The 15,106-nt window shown below is 66.9% G+C and carries 14 protein-coding genes and 1 tRNA gene; 5 read left to right on the top strand and 10 right to left on the bottom strand.

The window, feature by feature from the left end:
- The first annotated feature begins 43 nt into the window (after positions 1-43).
- Entirely contained in the window at positions 44-730 is a 687-nt protein-coding gene (locus OCQ_RS00085; RefSeq protein WP_008262550.1) for an aminodeoxychorismate/anthranilate synthase component II, read from the top strand.
- On the opposite strand, the gene pknB is transcribed toward OCQ_RS00085, so the two are convergent.
- From pknB to OCQ_RS00120, 7 genes are all read right to left on the bottom strand, one after another.
- Positions 708-2,588 carry a Stk1 family PASTA domain-containing Ser/Thr kinase gene (gene pknB, locus OCQ_RS00090; RefSeq protein ID WP_009955363.1) on the bottom strand — a complete coding sequence of 627 codons (1,881 nt, stop codon included), beginning with the start codon at positions 2,586-2,588 and terminating at the stop codon, positions 708-710. The genes OCQ_RS00085 and pknB overlap by 23 nt on opposite strands.
- Positions 2,585-3,856, bottom strand: coding sequence for a serine/threonine-protein kinase (locus tag OCQ_RS00095; protein ID WP_041297605.1), 1,272 nt, complete (start codon positions 3,854-3,856; stop codon positions 2,585-2,587). The genes pknB and OCQ_RS00095 overlap by 4 nt, the downstream gene beginning before the upstream one ends.
- Positions 3,853-5,331, bottom strand: a complete 1,479-nt coding sequence (gene pbpA / locus OCQ_RS00100) for a D,D-transpeptidase PbpA (RefSeq protein WP_009952767.1) — start codon at positions 5,329-5,331, stop codon at positions 3,853-3,855. The genes OCQ_RS00095 and pbpA overlap by 4 nt, the downstream gene beginning before the upstream one ends.
- On the bottom strand, positions 5,328-6,737 hold the full coding sequence (locus tag OCQ_RS00105; protein ID WP_008262556.1) for an FtsW/RodA/SpoVE family cell cycle protein: 1,410 nt from the start codon (positions 6,735-6,737) through the stop codon (positions 5,328-5,330). Before OCQ_RS00105 ends, pbpA begins: the two co-directional genes overlap by 4 nt.
- The gene (locus OCQ_RS00110) at positions 6,734-8,239 is read right to left on the bottom strand and encodes a PP2C family protein-serine/threonine phosphatase (RefSeq protein ID WP_014383570.1); all 1,506 of its coding nucleotides are present in this window, start codon (positions 8,237-8,239) and stop codon (positions 6,734-6,736) included. Before OCQ_RS00110 ends, OCQ_RS00105 begins: the two co-directional genes overlap by 4 nt.
- Before the next feature lie 64 nt (positions 8,240-8,303).
- Positions 8,304-8,771: an FHA domain-containing protein FhaB/FipA gene (locus OCQ_RS00115; RefSeq protein WP_007771646.1), complete on the bottom strand. Its 468-nt coding sequence runs from the start codon at positions 8,769-8,771 to the stop codon at positions 8,304-8,306.
- Positions 8,772-8,895: 124 nt separating this feature from the next.
- Entirely contained in the window at positions 8,896-10,524 is a 1,629-nt protein-coding gene (locus OCQ_RS00120) for a DUF3662 and FHA domain-containing protein (protein ID WP_014383571.1), read from the bottom strand.
- 251 nt (positions 10,525-10,775) lie between these two features.
- On the opposite strand from OCQ_RS00120, the gene OCQ_RS00125 reads away from it, so the two are divergent.
- Together OCQ_RS00125 and OCQ_RS00130 are read left to right on the top strand one after the other, a co-directional pair.
- Positions 10,776-10,858: transfer RNA gene (locus OCQ_RS00125), tRNA-Leu, on the top strand.
- Between the two features lie 100 nt (positions 10,859-10,958).
- On the top strand, positions 10,959-11,396 hold the full coding sequence (locus OCQ_RS00130; RefSeq protein WP_014383572.1) for an Imm63 family immunity protein: 438 nt from the start codon (positions 10,959-10,961) through the stop codon (positions 11,394-11,396).
- Between the two features lie 20 nt (positions 11,397-11,416).
- Here OCQ_RS00130 and OCQ_RS00135 read toward each other — a convergent pair whose 3' ends face one another.
- Together OCQ_RS00135 and OCQ_RS00140 are read right to left on the bottom strand one after the other, a co-directional pair.
- Positions 11,417-11,773, bottom strand: coding sequence for a nuclear transport factor 2 family protein (locus OCQ_RS00135; RefSeq protein ID WP_014383573.1), 357 nt, complete (start codon positions 11,771-11,773; stop codon positions 11,417-11,419).
- Between the two features lie 66 nt (positions 11,774-11,839).
- The gene (locus OCQ_RS00140) at positions 11,840-12,280 is read right to left on the bottom strand and encodes a DinB family protein (RefSeq protein ID WP_014383574.1); all 441 of its coding nucleotides are present in this window, start codon (positions 12,278-12,280) and stop codon (positions 11,840-11,842) included.
- A gap of 280 nt (positions 12,281-12,560) precedes the next feature.
- On the opposite strand from OCQ_RS00140, the gene OCQ_RS00145 reads away from it, so the two are divergent.
- Together OCQ_RS00145 and mbtM are read left to right on the top strand one after the other, a co-directional pair.
- A complete protein-coding gene (locus tag OCQ_RS00145) occupies positions 12,561-12,824 on the top strand; it encodes an acyl carrier protein (RefSeq protein ID WP_050989361.1) in 264 nt (87 codons plus the stop codon).
- Positions 12,821-14,380, top strand: coding sequence for a long-chain-fatty acid--ACP ligase MbtM (gene mbtM / locus OCQ_RS00150; RefSeq protein ID WP_014383575.1), 1,560 nt, complete (start codon positions 12,821-12,823; stop codon positions 14,378-14,380). The genes OCQ_RS00145 and mbtM overlap by 4 nt, the downstream gene beginning before the upstream one ends.
- 12 nt (positions 14,381-14,392) lie before the next feature.
- Here the strand turns inward: mbtM and OCQ_RS00155 are convergent, their stop codons facing one another.
- A complete protein-coding gene (locus OCQ_RS00155) occupies positions 14,393-14,980 on the bottom strand; it encodes a GNAT family N-acetyltransferase (protein WP_014383576.1) in 588 nt (195 codons plus the stop codon).
- Between the last annotated feature and the right edge of the window lie 126 nt (positions 14,981-15,106).

The following is a 15,106-nucleotide window of genomic DNA, read 5'->3' on the forward strand; positions in this document are numbered from 1 at the left end:
GCCGCCCGACCGGTGGCGCGCCCTCGGGCGGTAACCTGGCACGATGCGGATCCTGGTTGTCGACAACTACGACAGCTTCGTGTTCAACCTGGTGCAGTACCTCGGGCAGCTGGGTGTGGACGCGGACGTCTGGCGCAATGACGACGACCGGCTCTCCGACGAGACCGCGGCCGCCCGGCAGTTCGACGGCGTGCTGCTCAGTCCGGGGCCGGGCACCCCGGAGCGCGCGGGCGCTTCCATCGGGATGGTTCGCGCCTGTGCCGCCGAGCAGACCCCGCTGCTCGGGGTCTGCCTGGGGCACCAAGCCATCGGCGTGGCCTTCGGCGCCACCGTCGACCGCGCCCCCGAACTGCTGCACGGCAAGACCAGCAGCGTTCACCACACCAATGTCGGTGTGTTGCAAGGCCTTCCGGATCCCTTCACGGCGACCCGCTACCACTCGCTGACCATCCTGCCCGAATCGCTGCCGCCGGTTCTCGAGGTCACCGCCCACACCGACAGCGGCGTGATCATGGGGGTGCGCCACGCCGAACTGCCGATTCACGGCGTGCAGTTCCATCCCGAGTCGATCCTGACCGAGGGCGGCCACCGCATGCTGGCGAACTGGCTGGCCGTGTGCGGGTTGGTGCGCAACGACACGCTGGTGCGCCGGCTCGAGAATGACGTGCACGCCGCGGTGCGGCCGTATTTCCCGGCCGACCCGGCGGCTACTGACCGAACTTCAGCGTGATGATCCCGTCCCGGTTCACCCCGGAGCCCGCCGGCGGGTTCTGATACACCACCCGGTGGGACTGGGAGCCACCGGCGTCGACGTCGGCGCCCTTGTCGAGGATGCCCGTCCAGCCCAGCGCCCGCAGCCGGGGTTCGGCGTCCGTCCAGAACATGCCGGACAGGTCGGGCATGACGAACTGATTGCCCTTGGACACCTGCAGCTCGATGACCGAGTCCACCGGAACCATCTGTCCCTTGGGCGGATTGGTCCCGATCACTTCACCGGCCGGCCGGGGGCTGTCGACCTGGACCTGGGTCACCTTGCTGAACCCGTAGACGGTCAGGTTGCGTTGCGCGATGTCCACGGTCTGGCCCGCGATGTCGGGAACCTGCTTGGTCTCCGGCCCGGAGCCGACGATGACGGTGATGACATTGGTGATCGCCGACGTCTGGTTTGCCGGCGGGTTGGTCCCGATCACCTTTCCCAGTAGCTCGGGTGTCGACGGCGAATTGGCTTGCTTGAACTTGGTGAATCCCGCGGCTTTGAGCTTGGTGACCGCGTCGGAGTAACTCAACGAGGACACGTCGGGCACCTCGCGTTGCTCCGGGCCGGTGGAGACGTTGACGGTGATCTCGTCGCCGGCGCTCACCGACGCGTTGGCGCCAGGGTCGGTGCCGATGACGTGGTCGGGCGGAACGATCGAATCCGGCTTTTGCAGCGTGCGCGTTTTGAAGCCGCGGTTTTGCAGCGCCGCGATGGCGTCGGCTGACACCTGCCCGCGCACGTCGGGCACCTGAACGTCACGAGCCCCGCCACCGAAGGTGTTGAACGCGATCACCACAACGATCGTCAGGACGGCCAGTGCCGCCACCGCGACGATCCAGCGACCGACCGAACCGACGGTGCGGTCCTCCCCCGCGTCGGCGAGGACCTGGCGGGGCAGCGGATCGGTCCGGGGCGGGCCCCCGCTGCCGGGGTTCGATGACAGCATCGAGCTTCGGTCGGCGTCGGTGAAAACCTTTGGCGCCTCGGGCTTTTCGCCGTTGTGCACCCGGACCAGATCGGCGCGCATCTCCGCCGCGGTCTGATAGCGGTTTTCGGGATTCTTGGCCAGCGCCTTGAGCACGACGGCGTCGAGGTCGGGCGAGATGCCGTCGTGGCGCTGCGACGGCGGCACGGGGTCCTCGCGGACATGTTGGTAGGCAACCGCGACCGGCGAGTCTCCGACGAAAGGTGGTTCGCCCGTGAGGATTTCGTAGAGGACGCAGCCCAACGAATACACATCGGAGCGGGCGTCGACGGCGTCGCCGCGGGCCTGCTCGGGCGAGAGGTACTGCGCGGTGCCGATCACCGCGGCGGTCTGGGTGACGCTGTTGCCGCTGTCGGCGATCGCGCGGGCGATACCGAAATCCATCACCTTGACCGCGTTGGTGGTGCTGATCATGATGTTGGCCGGCTTGACGTCGCGGTGGATGATGCCGTTCTGATGACTGAAGTTCAGCGCCTGGCACGCGTCGGCGATAATCTCGATCGCCCGCCGCGGCGGCAGCGGCCCGTCGGTGTGCACGATGTCGCGCAGGGTGACGCCGTCGACGTACTCCATGACGATGTAGGGCAGCGGCCCGGTGGGGGTCTCCGCCTCGCCGGTGTCGTAGACGGCGACGATGGACGGGTGATTCAGCGCGGCGGCGTTTTGCGCCTCCCGCCGAAAGCGTAGGTAGAAGCTGGGATCGCGGGCCAGATCCGCGCGCAGCACCTTGACCGCGACGTCGCGATGCAGGCGGAGGTCGCGGGCCAGGTGAACCTCGGACATCCCCCCGAAACCGAGGATCTCGCCGAGCTCATAACGGTCGGACAGGTGCTGCGGGGTGGTCATTGCGATGTCCCGTGTCCCGCCGGTCCGCCGCGGAATCCCGACATCCCTATCGTGCCGTCATCCGGCCACTCGAGACGCATGCCTGCCGAACCGCTCGGGGTGTTGGTCGGCGCGGGCGCCGATGCCGGCGGGGTGCCGGTGTCGGTGACCGTCGGGGGCTGTTGCTGCTGATCCCCCCGGGAATTGATGACGATGAGCACCGCGATGATGATCGCCAGCGCGCCGAGTACCCCGGCGGCCCAGAGCAGCGCGCGCTGCCCCGACGAGAAGGTGCGCCGGGCCGGGGGCGGGCGGTGCCCGCCGGTGGTGGGGCGGGATCGACGCGGCGCCGCGCTGCGCGGGGACACCGCGGCCGCCCGGGTCGTCGGGCTGGACGGTATCGCCGCCGGCGAGGCCCGGCCCGGGGGCGGTGACTGGCTGGGGCGGGGCGGACGGCGACCGGCGCGCACCGCCGCGACGGCGTCGGCGAACGGTCCCCCGCTGCGGTACCGCATCGCCGGGTTCTTGACCAGCGTGATCTCGATGAGTTCTCGCACGTTGGGCGGCAGCTCCGCGGGCAGCGGCGGCGGTGGTTCCTTGATGTGCTTCATCGCCACGGTCAGGGCGCCGTCACCGGTGAACGGCCGCTTGCCCGAAACGACCTCGTAGCCAACAACTCCCAGCGAGTACACGTCGCTGGACGGGGTGGCGTCGTGCCCGAGCGCCTGTTCGGGCGCGATGTATTGGGCGGTGCCCATGACCATGCCGGTCTGGGTCACCGGTGCGGCGTCGACGGCCTTGGCGATGCCGAAGTCGGTGATCTTCACCTGGCCGGTCGGGGTGATCAGTATGTTGCCCGGCTTGACGTCGCGGTGGACCAGCCCGGCGGCGTGCGCGACCTGCAGCGCGCGGCCGGTCTGCTCGAGCATGTCCAGGGCGTGCCGCAGGGACAGCCGGCCGGTGCGTTTGAGCACCGAGTTCAGCGGCTCGCCGTTGACCAGCTCCATCACCAGGTAGGCGGTGCGGCCCTCCCCGTCCAGCTGGCTCTCGCCGTAATCGTGGACCGCCGCGATCCCGGGGTGATTGAGCATCGCCGTGGTCCGCGCCTCAGCGCGGAAGCGCTCGATGAACTCGGGGTCTTGGGAGAACTCCTGCTTGAGCACCTTGACCGCGACGCGTCGGCCCAGGCGGCTGTCCACGGCCTCCCAGACCTGACCCATGCCGCCGGTGGCGATCAGGCGCTGCAGGCGGTATCTGCCAGACAGCGTCACACCAACTCGCGGGCTCATGGTCCTCCCTGTAGCGCGGCCTGGATCACAGCCCGTCCGATCGGCGCGGCGAGTGCACCCCCCGTCGCGGACAGGCGGTCGGCGCCATTCTCCACCAACACCGCCACGGCGACTTTCGGGGTCTGTGCGGGCGCGAAAGCGATGTACCACGCGTGCGGCGGTGTGTGCCGCGGATCGGTGCCATGTTCTGCGGTACCCGTCTTGGATGCGATCTGCACGCCGGGAATGGCCCCTTTCTGCTGTGCGACCTTCTCGGCGCCGACCATCAGCTCTGTTAGCTTAGCGGCGACCTGCGGCGACACGGCGCGCCGCTGCTCATACGGTGCCGTGGTGCTGATCGTGGTCAGGTCCGGCCCCTTGAGGCTGTCGATCAGATACGGCTGCATCGTCACCCCGCCGTTCGCGATGGTCGCCGCGATCTCGGCGTTCTGCAGCGGCGTCATCGCGACATCCTTCTGCCCGATGCTCGACATGCCCAGGGCGGCCGCGTCCGGGATGATCCCGATGGTCGACTCCGCGACCTGAAGCGGGATCACGCTCGGGGTGCTGTCCAGGCCGAATGAGCGCGCCATGCCACGCAGCGCGTCGGATCCGGTGAGCATGCCGAGTTGGACGAACGCGGTGTTGCAGGACAGGGCGAAGGCCTGCTGCAAGGACACGGTCGGCTCGTTGCCACACGACTGTCCACCGTAGTTCTCCAGCGTCGCGGTGCTGTTCGGCAGCGGAATCGACGGCGCGGCGGTCAGCTGCTCGGTGTCGGAGGCGCCGGCCTGCAGCGCGGCCGCGGTGGTGATCACCTTGAAGGTGGAGCCGGGCGGGTAGGTCTCCGAGATGGCACGGTTGGTCATCGGGTTGTCGGGATCGTCGCGCAGCAACTGCCAGGCCTTGGCCTGCACCTCGGGATCGTGCGACGACAGCAGGTTGGGGTCGTAGGACGGCGACGACACCATCGCCAGGATCTTGCCGGTGGACGGTTCGAGGGCGACCACGGCGCCTTTGCACGGCGGGCCGCCGCAGCCCTGCTGCATCCCGTCCCAGGCGGCCTGCTGGACGCGCGGCTTGATCGTGGTGTCGACGTTGGCCCCGCGCGGGTCGCGGCCGGTGAAGAAGTCGGCCAGCCGGCGCCCGAACAGCCGTTCGTCGGAGCCGTTTAACAGCGGGTCCTCGGCGCGTTCCAGGCCGGTGCTGGAATAGCGCAGCGAGTAGAACCCGGTGACCGGCGCGTACGTCGCGGGGTTGGGGTAGACCCGTAAGAAGCGGAAGCGGTTATCGGTGGCGACGGAGTACGCCAACAGCTGTCCGCCCGCCACGATCTGGCCGCGCTGGCGCGAATACTCATCGAGCAGCACGCGCTGGTTGCGCGGATCGGCGCGCAGCGAGTCGGCGGCGAAGACCTGCGTCATCGTGGCGTTGATCAACAGCAGCACGATCAACGCCATCACGGTCACCGAGATCCGGCGCAGGGAGGCGTTCATACTTTCTCGATCACCTCGGTGCCGGCCGCCGCGATCGGCGGCTCATGGCGCGCGGGGGCGCGCAGGGGACGACGGGCGCTGTGCGAGATGCGCGCCAGGATGGCCAACAGCACGTAGTTCGCCAGCAACGACGAACCGCCATAGGACATCCACGGGGTGGTCAACCCGGTCAGCGGAATGAGTTGGGTTACCCCGCCGACGACGATGAACAACTGCAGGGCCAGCGTCGACGCCAGGCCCGCCGCGAGCAGCTTGCCGAAGCTGTCCCGGGTGGCGATCGCCGTGCGCATGCCCCGCACGATGACGATGGTGTAGAGCATCAAGATGCTCGCCAGGCCCACCAATCCCAGCTCTTCGCCGAACGCCGCGATGATGAAGTCGGTCGACGCGGCGGGCACGGTGTCGGGCTGACCGTTGCCGAGCCCGGTGCCGAAAATCCCGCCGGTGGCGAAGCTGAAGAGCGACTGCACAATCTGATAGCCGCTGCCGTCGGGGTCGGAAAACGGGTCCCACCACATCTGCACCCGGACCCGGACGTGGCTGAAAATGAAATACGCGACAACGCTTCCCGCGACGAACAGGACCAGACCGATCCCCACCCAGCTGAACCGCTGGGTGGCGAGGTAGACCACCACCAGAAACGACGTGTACAGCAATAGCGAAGTGCCAAGGTCTTTTTCGAAGGCCATCACGCCGACCGAGATCACCCAGGCCGCCAGCAGGGGCGCGAGGTCGCGGGGGCGGGGCAGGGTCAAACCCATGAAGTGCTTGCCGACGCTGGTGAACAGGCCGCGTTTGGCGATCAGCACCGCGGAGAAGAAGATCAGGAGCAGGATTTTGGAGAACTCAGCGGGCTGAATTGAGAAGCCGGGCAAGCGAATCCAGATCTTGGCGCCGTTCTGTTCGGACAGCGAGGCCGGCAACAGGGCGGGAATCACCAGCAAGACCAGACCGACGAGTCCGCAGATGTAACCGTAGCGCGCGAGCTGCCGATGGTCTTTCAAGAAGGTGACCACCAGGGCAAAGGTCACCACCCCGACCAGGGTCCACAGCATCTGCTGGGTTGCGCTGGGGTGGTGACGGCCGCTGAGCTGATTGGTGACCAGATCGAGCCGGTGGATCATCACCAGGCCAAGCCCGTTGAGTAGAGCCACGATTGGCAACAGCAGCGGATCGGTATAGGGCGCGAAGCGCCGGATCGCCATGTGCGCCGATCCGAAGACGACGAGAAACACCAGCCCGTAGTTGATCGCGTCCCAGTGCAGATCGCGGGTTTGATTCGCCTCGACGATCAGCAGCGCGGCGACGGTGATCAGCGATGCGAAGCCCAGCAGCAATAGCTCGGCATTGCGCCGGGTAGGCAGAGGAGGTGTGACCGCGACCGGCGGTTGAAGCTGTGTTGTCATGCCACCGTCCGGCAATCGATGCCCGGTTGGGGTGGGGGCCCGGGGAGAGCGGTCACCGTTTGCGAGGTGGTCGTCGGACCTGCCGGTGCTGGGGACGCGGGGCCGTTGGAGGCGCTTGTGCTGGGTGGGGGGCTGGCGCTGGTGGAACTGGTGGTCTGGGGTGATGGCGTTGCGGTGGTGCTGGATTGGGGTGTACCGCCGGTAGACGGGGATCCGGGCGGAGAGGTGGCGCGCGGCGGCGGACAGATCGGCAGCAGGTATTCGGCCAGCAACTGGCGCAGCTGCGATTCCGCTTGGTCCAGGCTGCCGCCCGGCAGTCCGGTTTGGACCTGGACCTGGCCGGGACGGCGCAGATCTTGCAGGGTCATGAGCTGGCAATTGGGATGGCCGGATTGTCCGTAGCTGACCAGGGCCAGTTCGTTGCGCGCGTTGAGGCAGCCGACCAGGTAAGGCCGTTGCAACGGGACGCCCAGCAGCGTCCCCTGGATACCCCGGACGATGGAGACCCTGCCGTTGTATTCGGCGACGTAATAATTGCGCTGGATGACCCACCACCCCACGGTGAGGCCCGCGACGACCAGCAGCACCGCCAGCGCGGCGACGACGACCATCCGTCGGCGGGACCACCGCGGCCGGTGCGGCGTTTCGGGTTGCGGCGCAACACGTTTGGCCGACTCGTCGCGCGGCCTGATCGCCGAGGCTCGCCCGGCCGAGGTGTTGGGCAGCGTCATTTGATCCTCGTCACCCGAGACCGCGCCGGCCAGAATCGGCTGGGTCTGCCCGTAGTCGTAGTCGACGACGTCGGCGACCACGACGGTGACGTTGTCCGGCCCGCCGCCACGCAGCGCCAACTCGATGAGGCGATAGGCGGCCTCGGCGACGTCGGGAATCTGCAACGCCTCGAGGATGGTCTCGTCGCTGACCGGGTCCGACAGCCCGTCGGAACACAGCAGATAACGGTCGCCGGCGCGCGCTTCCCGCATGGTCAACGTCGGCTCGACCTCGTGGCCGGTGAGCGCCCGCATTATCAGTGACCGCTGCGGGTGGCTGTGCGCCTCTTCCCGGGTGATGCGGCCCTCGTCGACCAGGGTCTGAACGAAGGTGTCGTCCTTGGTGATCTGGCTCAGTTCGCCGTCGCGCAGCAGGTAGCCCCGCGAATCGCCGATGTGTACCAATCCAATTCGGTCGCCCGCGAACAGGATCGCGGTAAGAGTGGTGCCCATCCCCTCGAGTTCGGGCTCCGCCTCTACCTGCGCTGCGATGGCCGCATTGCCGGAGCGCACCGCGTTGTCGAGCTTGGCCAGCAGGTCGCCGCCCGGCTCGTCGTCGTCGAGGTGGGCCAGTGCAGCGATCACCAACTGGGATGCCACCTCGCCGGCCGCATGGCCGCCCATGCCGTCGGCCAGGGCCAGCAGCCGGGCGCCGGCATAGACAGAGTCTTCGTTGTTGGCGCGCACCAGGCCACGGTCACTCCGGGCGGCGTATCGCAGGACCAGGGTCACGGGCGCCACTCCTCGATCCCGGCCGGAAAATCTGCCGAGCCGGCATCATTGTCATTGGCGCGGGTCACGGGCGTAACTCGATCGCCGTTTTGCCGATTCGAATCGGCGTTCCTATCGGGACTCGTACCGCTGTCGTCACTTTCGCCCTGTCAAGGTAAGTACCGTTGGTCGATCCTAGATCCTCGACGTACCACTCCGAGCCGCGCTGAGACAGCCGGGCGTGCCGGGTTGAGGCGTAGTCGTCGGTGAGCACCAGGGTGGAGTCGTCGGCCCGTCCGATCAGCACCGGCTGGCCGCTCAGCGTGATGCGCCCCCCCGCCAGCGCGCCTTCGGTCACCACCAGATAGCGGGCCGCGTGCCGGCGCTGCCGCGACGGAAGCAGCGTGCTGCGCAGCGCCAGACCGCGACGCACCATGACGGCACCGGTCGGGGCGTAGATATCGGTCCGCAGGATTCGCAGCACGGACCAGATGAATACCCAGAGCAACATCAAAAATCCGGCGCGCGTCAGCTGCAGTACCAATCCCTGCATCTGGCGTCCTTTCCGTCCTAGCGTCGTGTTCCCGGCGCCCGTGACTCCGCGCACATCGGCTACGTCACGATACTTGGACGGTGGTCGACACGGGGCGAAGCACGGCAGCGTTGAGCCCAGCGACTTAGTGGATCCGGACGATGATTTCCGAATGGCCCAAACGGATGACGTCGCCGTCGGCCAATTGCCACTCCTGGACCGGCGCGTTGTTCACGGTGGTGCCGTTGGTGGAGTTCAGGTCCGACAGCAGGGCGACCTGCCCGTCCCAGCGGATCTCCAGGTGGCGCCGTGACACGCCCGTATCGGGCAGTCGGAACTGGGCGTCTTGCCCGCGGCCGATGATGTTGGAGCCATCGCGCAACTGATAGGTGCGGCCGCTGCCGTCATCGAGCTGAAGGGTGATCGTGGTGCCCGTCGCGCCGTAGCCGCCCTGCCCGTATCCGCCGTAGCCGCCCGCCTGTTGACCGTAGTCGGCGGGTTGGCCGTAGTCGGCGGGCTGGCCGTACTCCGCCTGCTGGCCGTAGTCGGGCTGCTGACCGTAGTCGTACTCGGGGCTGGCGGCCTCGGGGTATCCCCCGCCCTGGCCGCCGTACGTCGTGCCCTGCGCGTGCTCGGCGTACTGGGTGTATTCGGGCGAGCCGTAATCCTGGCGGCCGTATCCCCCGCCCTGTTGGTAACCCTGGTCGTACCCACCACCCTGCTCGGGGTAGGCGGGGCGTTGTTCCGGCGGGGCGTAGCCGCCCTCGTCCTGGCGGGCCGGTCCGCGACCGTAGTCGGCGTAGCCGCCGCCGTAGCCCTGCGGGCCACCGCCCGGCTGGCCGGCGGGAGGGCCGTAACCGCCCTGGCGGTATCCCTGCTCGTAGCCTTGCCCACCGCCATAACCGCCCGGCGCGGGCGGCCGCTGTTCATACGACTGCGGGTAGCCGCCCTGCCCCTGGTCGGGGTAGCCGCGCTGGTCCTGGTAGCCCGGCTGCGGCGGGTAGCCGCCTTGCCCCTGGTCGGGGTAGCCAGCCTGGCCCTGGTAACCGCCCTGGTCTTGGTAGCCCTGTTGCGGCGGGTAGCCGCCTTGCTCCGGGTAGCCGCCCTGCTCGGGCTGGCGCGGCGGGTAGCCCTGCTGAGGTGGGTAGCCGCCCTGCTCAGGCGGATATCCCCCGCGGGGGTCGGGTGCACCCTGCGGGTCCGGGCCACCGCGCGCGTCGTCCTGGGGACGCCGGTAGCGGTCGTCGTAATACTCGTCGCCGGGCCGCCCCGGCCCCTGATCCCCGCGGTAGCTCGAATTGTCAGTCATTGGTGCTACTCCTCGTTCATCGCCGAACGCGTTATTTGATTGTGGCCGGACGGCGTCTTTGTCCGTCGGGCGGGGCTGGACATCGGGGTTGACAGCACCACGGGCGCGGTACTGGCCGGTACGCAGGTTCGACGACTGCTCGAACCGGACGACCACCTCACCATACGTTTGCCACCCCTGTTCGTGGATGTAGTCAGCCAAGTACCTCGCGAATGAGCTCGACGTGAGATCGGGATCGGTGCTCACCTTTCCGAAGTCGTGCATACCGAGGGTAATGATGTATTCGTTGGGGGCCAAAAGGCGATTTCCGTGAAGCTTCTGAACTCCGTCGCGGGCCTCGCGGCACAACAGGGCTTCTACCTCTTGCGGGACGATCGATCCGCCGAACACCCGGGCGAAGGCGTTGTCCACCGACGCCTCGAGTTTGCGCTCGATCCGCGCGGCCAGCCCCCGTTGGCTACTCATGTCCTACCGTTCGCCTGCACTTGCAGAAGGTATTGCCGGTGCGCGGCAAACGAATCGCCCGCGTGCTGGTTCACTCCCGCATGGTATCGGCACATCGCAACGGCGCGGCACTGTCGAAACAGTGAGAACTGGGTCCCCGCAGCTCAGGGGTGCGCCTGCGGCGAGGGCAGGGCGCCGAATGGGATCCAGGCCCGCTGCGGCGGTTCGGGAATCGGGCCATTACAGTGGTATGGTCCACCGGTTGTTTTTCCGGGCGAGTGGCGGAATGGCAGACGCGCTGGCTTCAGGTGCCAGTGTCCTTCGGGACGTGGGGGTTCAAGTCCCCCTTCGCCCACATTGAGCGGTACTACGCAAAGTCACGACCTCGCAAGGGGTCGTGACTTTCGTGTTTGGGCGACCGGCCACGGCAGCCGAAAAAACGTAAGGTCTGGCGCATGGTCGACGACAAGACGGCCCACTTGCAGTCCGAAGTCAATCGCATCGCCGCGCTGCTGAACGCCCGGCCGATCCAGGCCGGAGTCGTGCTGAAGGATGATGACCGCAACGTCTATATCGATGACGACGGGCGATACCACTACGACTATTGGGAGCGCGGCAGGCAGAGGGTCGATCACGTCGGCGACATCGACGAGGCCCTCTACTGGTTCGCTTGCGATATAGCTTTCGACATCGGCGGTTCGTACGCCGCCAGACATCGTCCACGGGATCAGGACCCGCGCATCCTGATGTGGGCCAAACAATATGAGGTTCTGAACCGAGTGAATCCGGATTGGGCCGCACGCTGCGTACGCGAAACGGCGGAACTATTACGGCGTTGGGGCAAGCACGACGACGTCGCGTTGTTACCGAACATCCCCGGTCGCGACGGGTAATCCGCGGCGGTAAGTGTCCGCTATTCGCCCACCCGGTATGTCCCGTGGCCCTCGACGATCACCTCGCCGTCGAAGATCAAGACCTCGTTGACGAGGTCGCCGCTCTGGTTGCGGTAGGCGATGACGATCGTGTTGACGCCTTGGTAGACGCCTTCGACGGTGAACCGGAGATCCGGAACGCGTTCGAGGGCGGCGATCCAGTACCGACGTAGCGCCGCCTTGCCGCGGACCACTCCCTGCGTTTCCGGCAAGAGCTTGGCGGCCACGGGCGATGTGAACACCACGTCGTCATGGAAGTCGTCGAGGACGGCGTCGACGTCGTGGGCGTTCCAGCGTCGTGCCCATCGTTTCGAGAAGGCGTCCGCGTCGACGTTCATGGCCGGCACTGTAGCGCAGGTGAATTGGGCCGGCCGAGCGGCTTTGATGCGCCTCGTGTGTGGCGGTCACAGTTGGCGGCGGATGTCGAGAAGATGGTGCTGGAGTTCGTGCACGGTATGTACCGCGACCCAGCGCAGCGACCGCTCGTGGGTTTCCGGATAGTGGTAAATCACCGTTCGGTCCCAGTCATCGTCGGATAGCCGAGCGAGGACATTGCTGAATAGTGCTGCCGCGTCGGCAAGTTGACGCGCGACCTCGGCCGGATCCTGTTCGCTGTACCCGTCGTGTTCGGCGCGCTCGTCGCGCCCCATGGACGCACAATCGTGGCCGTTCGTGCGCCGTGCTGCGAGCACCCGCTCGCGTTGCACCAGCAGCACGTCTCGCAGATGGCATGCGTACTCCAGCGGTGACCACACGTCGGGACGCGAGCGGGACCGCACGTCAATCTTGTTGTTAGACAGAAGTACAACGGCTTCGGCCGCCAACGCCCGGATGTCGTGGCGCACTGAGGCGGCTCGGCGCAGGTCATAGGCGAAACCGCACCCCGCGCAAGGTTCTGTCACAGCACCATCATTTCAGCGGGCTCAACACGAAGCCGGTCGGCCATTCGCCACCGATCGCGCGGCGTTCAAAGTCGTTGTGCCTGTGGGACAATCGTCGGCGCGGGCAAGCGCAGCTGGCCGACGTCAATGGGCGGCCCATTGCTGTCGGCCTCGACGGTGAGACAACCCACACCCTACCCATGAGGGTAGCCTTACCTAAATCAGCACGGTATGGTCGCGGCTCATGACCTCCTCCAATCCCCCTGTGCCCAGCACCGTCGACGATCAGTTGGTCAGCGTCCTTCGGGATGACCTGGACCTCAAATTCGAATCCGTCACTGCCGCAACGCGTCTGATAGACGACCTGGGAATGGACTCCGTCGCCTTTGCCGCCGGCCTGGTTGCCATCGAAGAACGGTTCGGCACGCAATTGAGCGAGGAAGACCTGTTGACCTGCACGACCGTCGGTGACTTGCAGGCCGCGATCGGAGTCGGGGTCGACGCATGAACGTTCTCGCGGCCGCCATGCGCGATGCGATGACGCGATCGCCGCATGACTTGGTGGTCCTGGACAAAGACACCGACAAATGGACCGCCTGCCCCTGGCCCGAGGTCCACGGGATGGCCGAAAGCATCGCAACGCATCTGCTCCAGCAGGACGACCTCGGTGCCGTGGGAATTGTCGGTGAACCGACCGTCGAGCTGGTCGCCGCCATACAGGGCGCGTGGCTGGCGGGTGCCGCCGTATCGATTCTGCCCCGTCCCAGGCGCGGTGCCGACCCGGCCGAGTGGGCGCACAGCACCCTGAGTCGGTTCAGCGGAATCGGAGTCAGCACGGTATTCAGTCACGGTGCGACCCTGCGCACGCTCGGCGATGCGGAGACGACGCTGTCTGTCTCCAGCCTTGCCGAGGCCGCTCGCACCCCGGCGTCGAATGACCTTCAAAGTCACTCCGATTCGAACGCCGCGATCCTCCAGGGTACTGCCGGCTCGACCGGTGATCCGCGCACTGCCGTCTTGTCGCCGGAGGCCGTGCTGAACAATATGCGCGGCCTCATCGAGCGGCTACAACTCGACGGCTCCGACCGGGCGTGTTCGTGGCTGCCGATCTACCACGACATGGGCTTGGCCTTCCTGTTGACCGCCGTCCTGAGCGGGATGCCGCTTTGGCAGGCGCCGACGGGCGCGTTCTCTGCGGCACCGCTTCGCTGGGCGGATTGGCTTTCGGCCAGCGCGGCAACCTTCACCGCCGGACCCAATTTCGGGTACTCCATGCTCGGTCGCTACTCCGGCCGCGTTTCGGACGTGGACCTGGGGGCGCTGCGGATTGCCATCAATGGCGGCGAACCCGTTGATTGCGAGGGGTTTCAGCGATTCGCCGACGCGATGGCTCCGTTCGGATTGCGGGCGTCGGCGGCGACGCCGGCGTATGGGATGGCCGAGTCAACCTGCGCCGTGACGATGCCCGCCTGCGGGCAGGGGTTGCGCATCGATGAGCGGACGGAATCGGATGTGCGGCAACGCTATGCGCTGTTGGGGCGCCCCATCCCCGGTATGGAGTTACGCATTAGCCCGACGCATCGATCAGCGGATGATGGTGTTGGGGAGGTCGAGATCCGCGGCTCATCGATGATGACGAAATACTTCGGCGACCCCGCCACAGGGTCCGATCGCGGTGCGGAGTGGTTCCGCACCGGAGACATCGGTTATCTGGTCGACGGTGAGCTGGTTATCTGCGGTCGGTCCAAAGAGGTCATCACGATCGCCGGCCGCAACATCTTTCCCACCGAAATCGAGCAGGTGGCCGCGCAGGTGGATGGAGTGCGACACGGTGGCGTGGTTGCGGTCGGTTCGAAATCCGGTGCCGCCCAGTCGCGGTTGCTCATCGCCGCCGAATTCGTGGGTGCGGATCACGACGTGACCCGCAGCGCTGTCATCAAGCGGGTCATCTCGGTGTGCGGGGTGACTCCGGCCGATGTCGTCTTGATGCCACCAGGCTCATTACCGCGTACGTCGTCGGGCAAGCTCAGACGGCTGGAGGTCCGCAGCCAACTACAGGCCTGAGCGCGAACGCTGTTACGGCGCTGGCCGATTCAGGGCGTAGAGCGCCATCCTGCGGTTCGGCATGTCGTGTTCGCCGAGGAATTCACAGCGCAGGAACTCGCAGAGCCGCCGCACCGCCGTATTGCGGTGGTCGGGGTCGAACATAATCCGTTGGCACGCCGGGTCGGCGGCCAGGATGCTGGCGATCACCTTCCGGAGGATCAGCGGGCCTAGCCCGCGGTTCACGAGCTTCTCGTCTGCGATCGCCCCATGCAGGCCAAGGTCGTGTGGCCGGCTGTCGTAGCAGTGGGCGATGGAATCCTTGGCAGCACGGTAGATCTCCATGTACGCGCGGTCGACACCATTGATGCTGAGGATCAGCGGTCGCGAGTAGGCGCCATCGACTTGCGCGCGCAAGTGGTTACGCCAACGCGCGACCGGCCAGTCGTACTCCCACGTCGTGACCAAGTGGGGCCGGTTCATCCACTCGGCAACCAATTCCGCGTCCGCTCCGTCAGGATCGGCGACACGAATTCGGCTCGGCGGCAGCAGTTCAGGTACGGGAGGCGCCGGCACCTGCCGGACGCTGTCGGTGATGTCGGTGAGCTCACGAGCGAGCACAGCCCCGGGGGCGCCTGTCACGAGAGCGCCCCCGTCCCGCAGGCCATTCTCACCGCGGTACGCGTAACACCGATATGCACTGAGCCGCTCCTTCTAACGGTTGCGAGGTCAGGTTAATCGTTTCAT

Origin of the sequence: Mycobacterium paraintracellulare, from assembly GCF_000276825.1 — a bacterium.
Taxonomy (GTDB): domain Bacteria; phylum Actinomycetota; class Actinomycetes; order Mycobacteriales; family Mycobacteriaceae; genus Mycobacterium; species Mycobacterium intracellulare.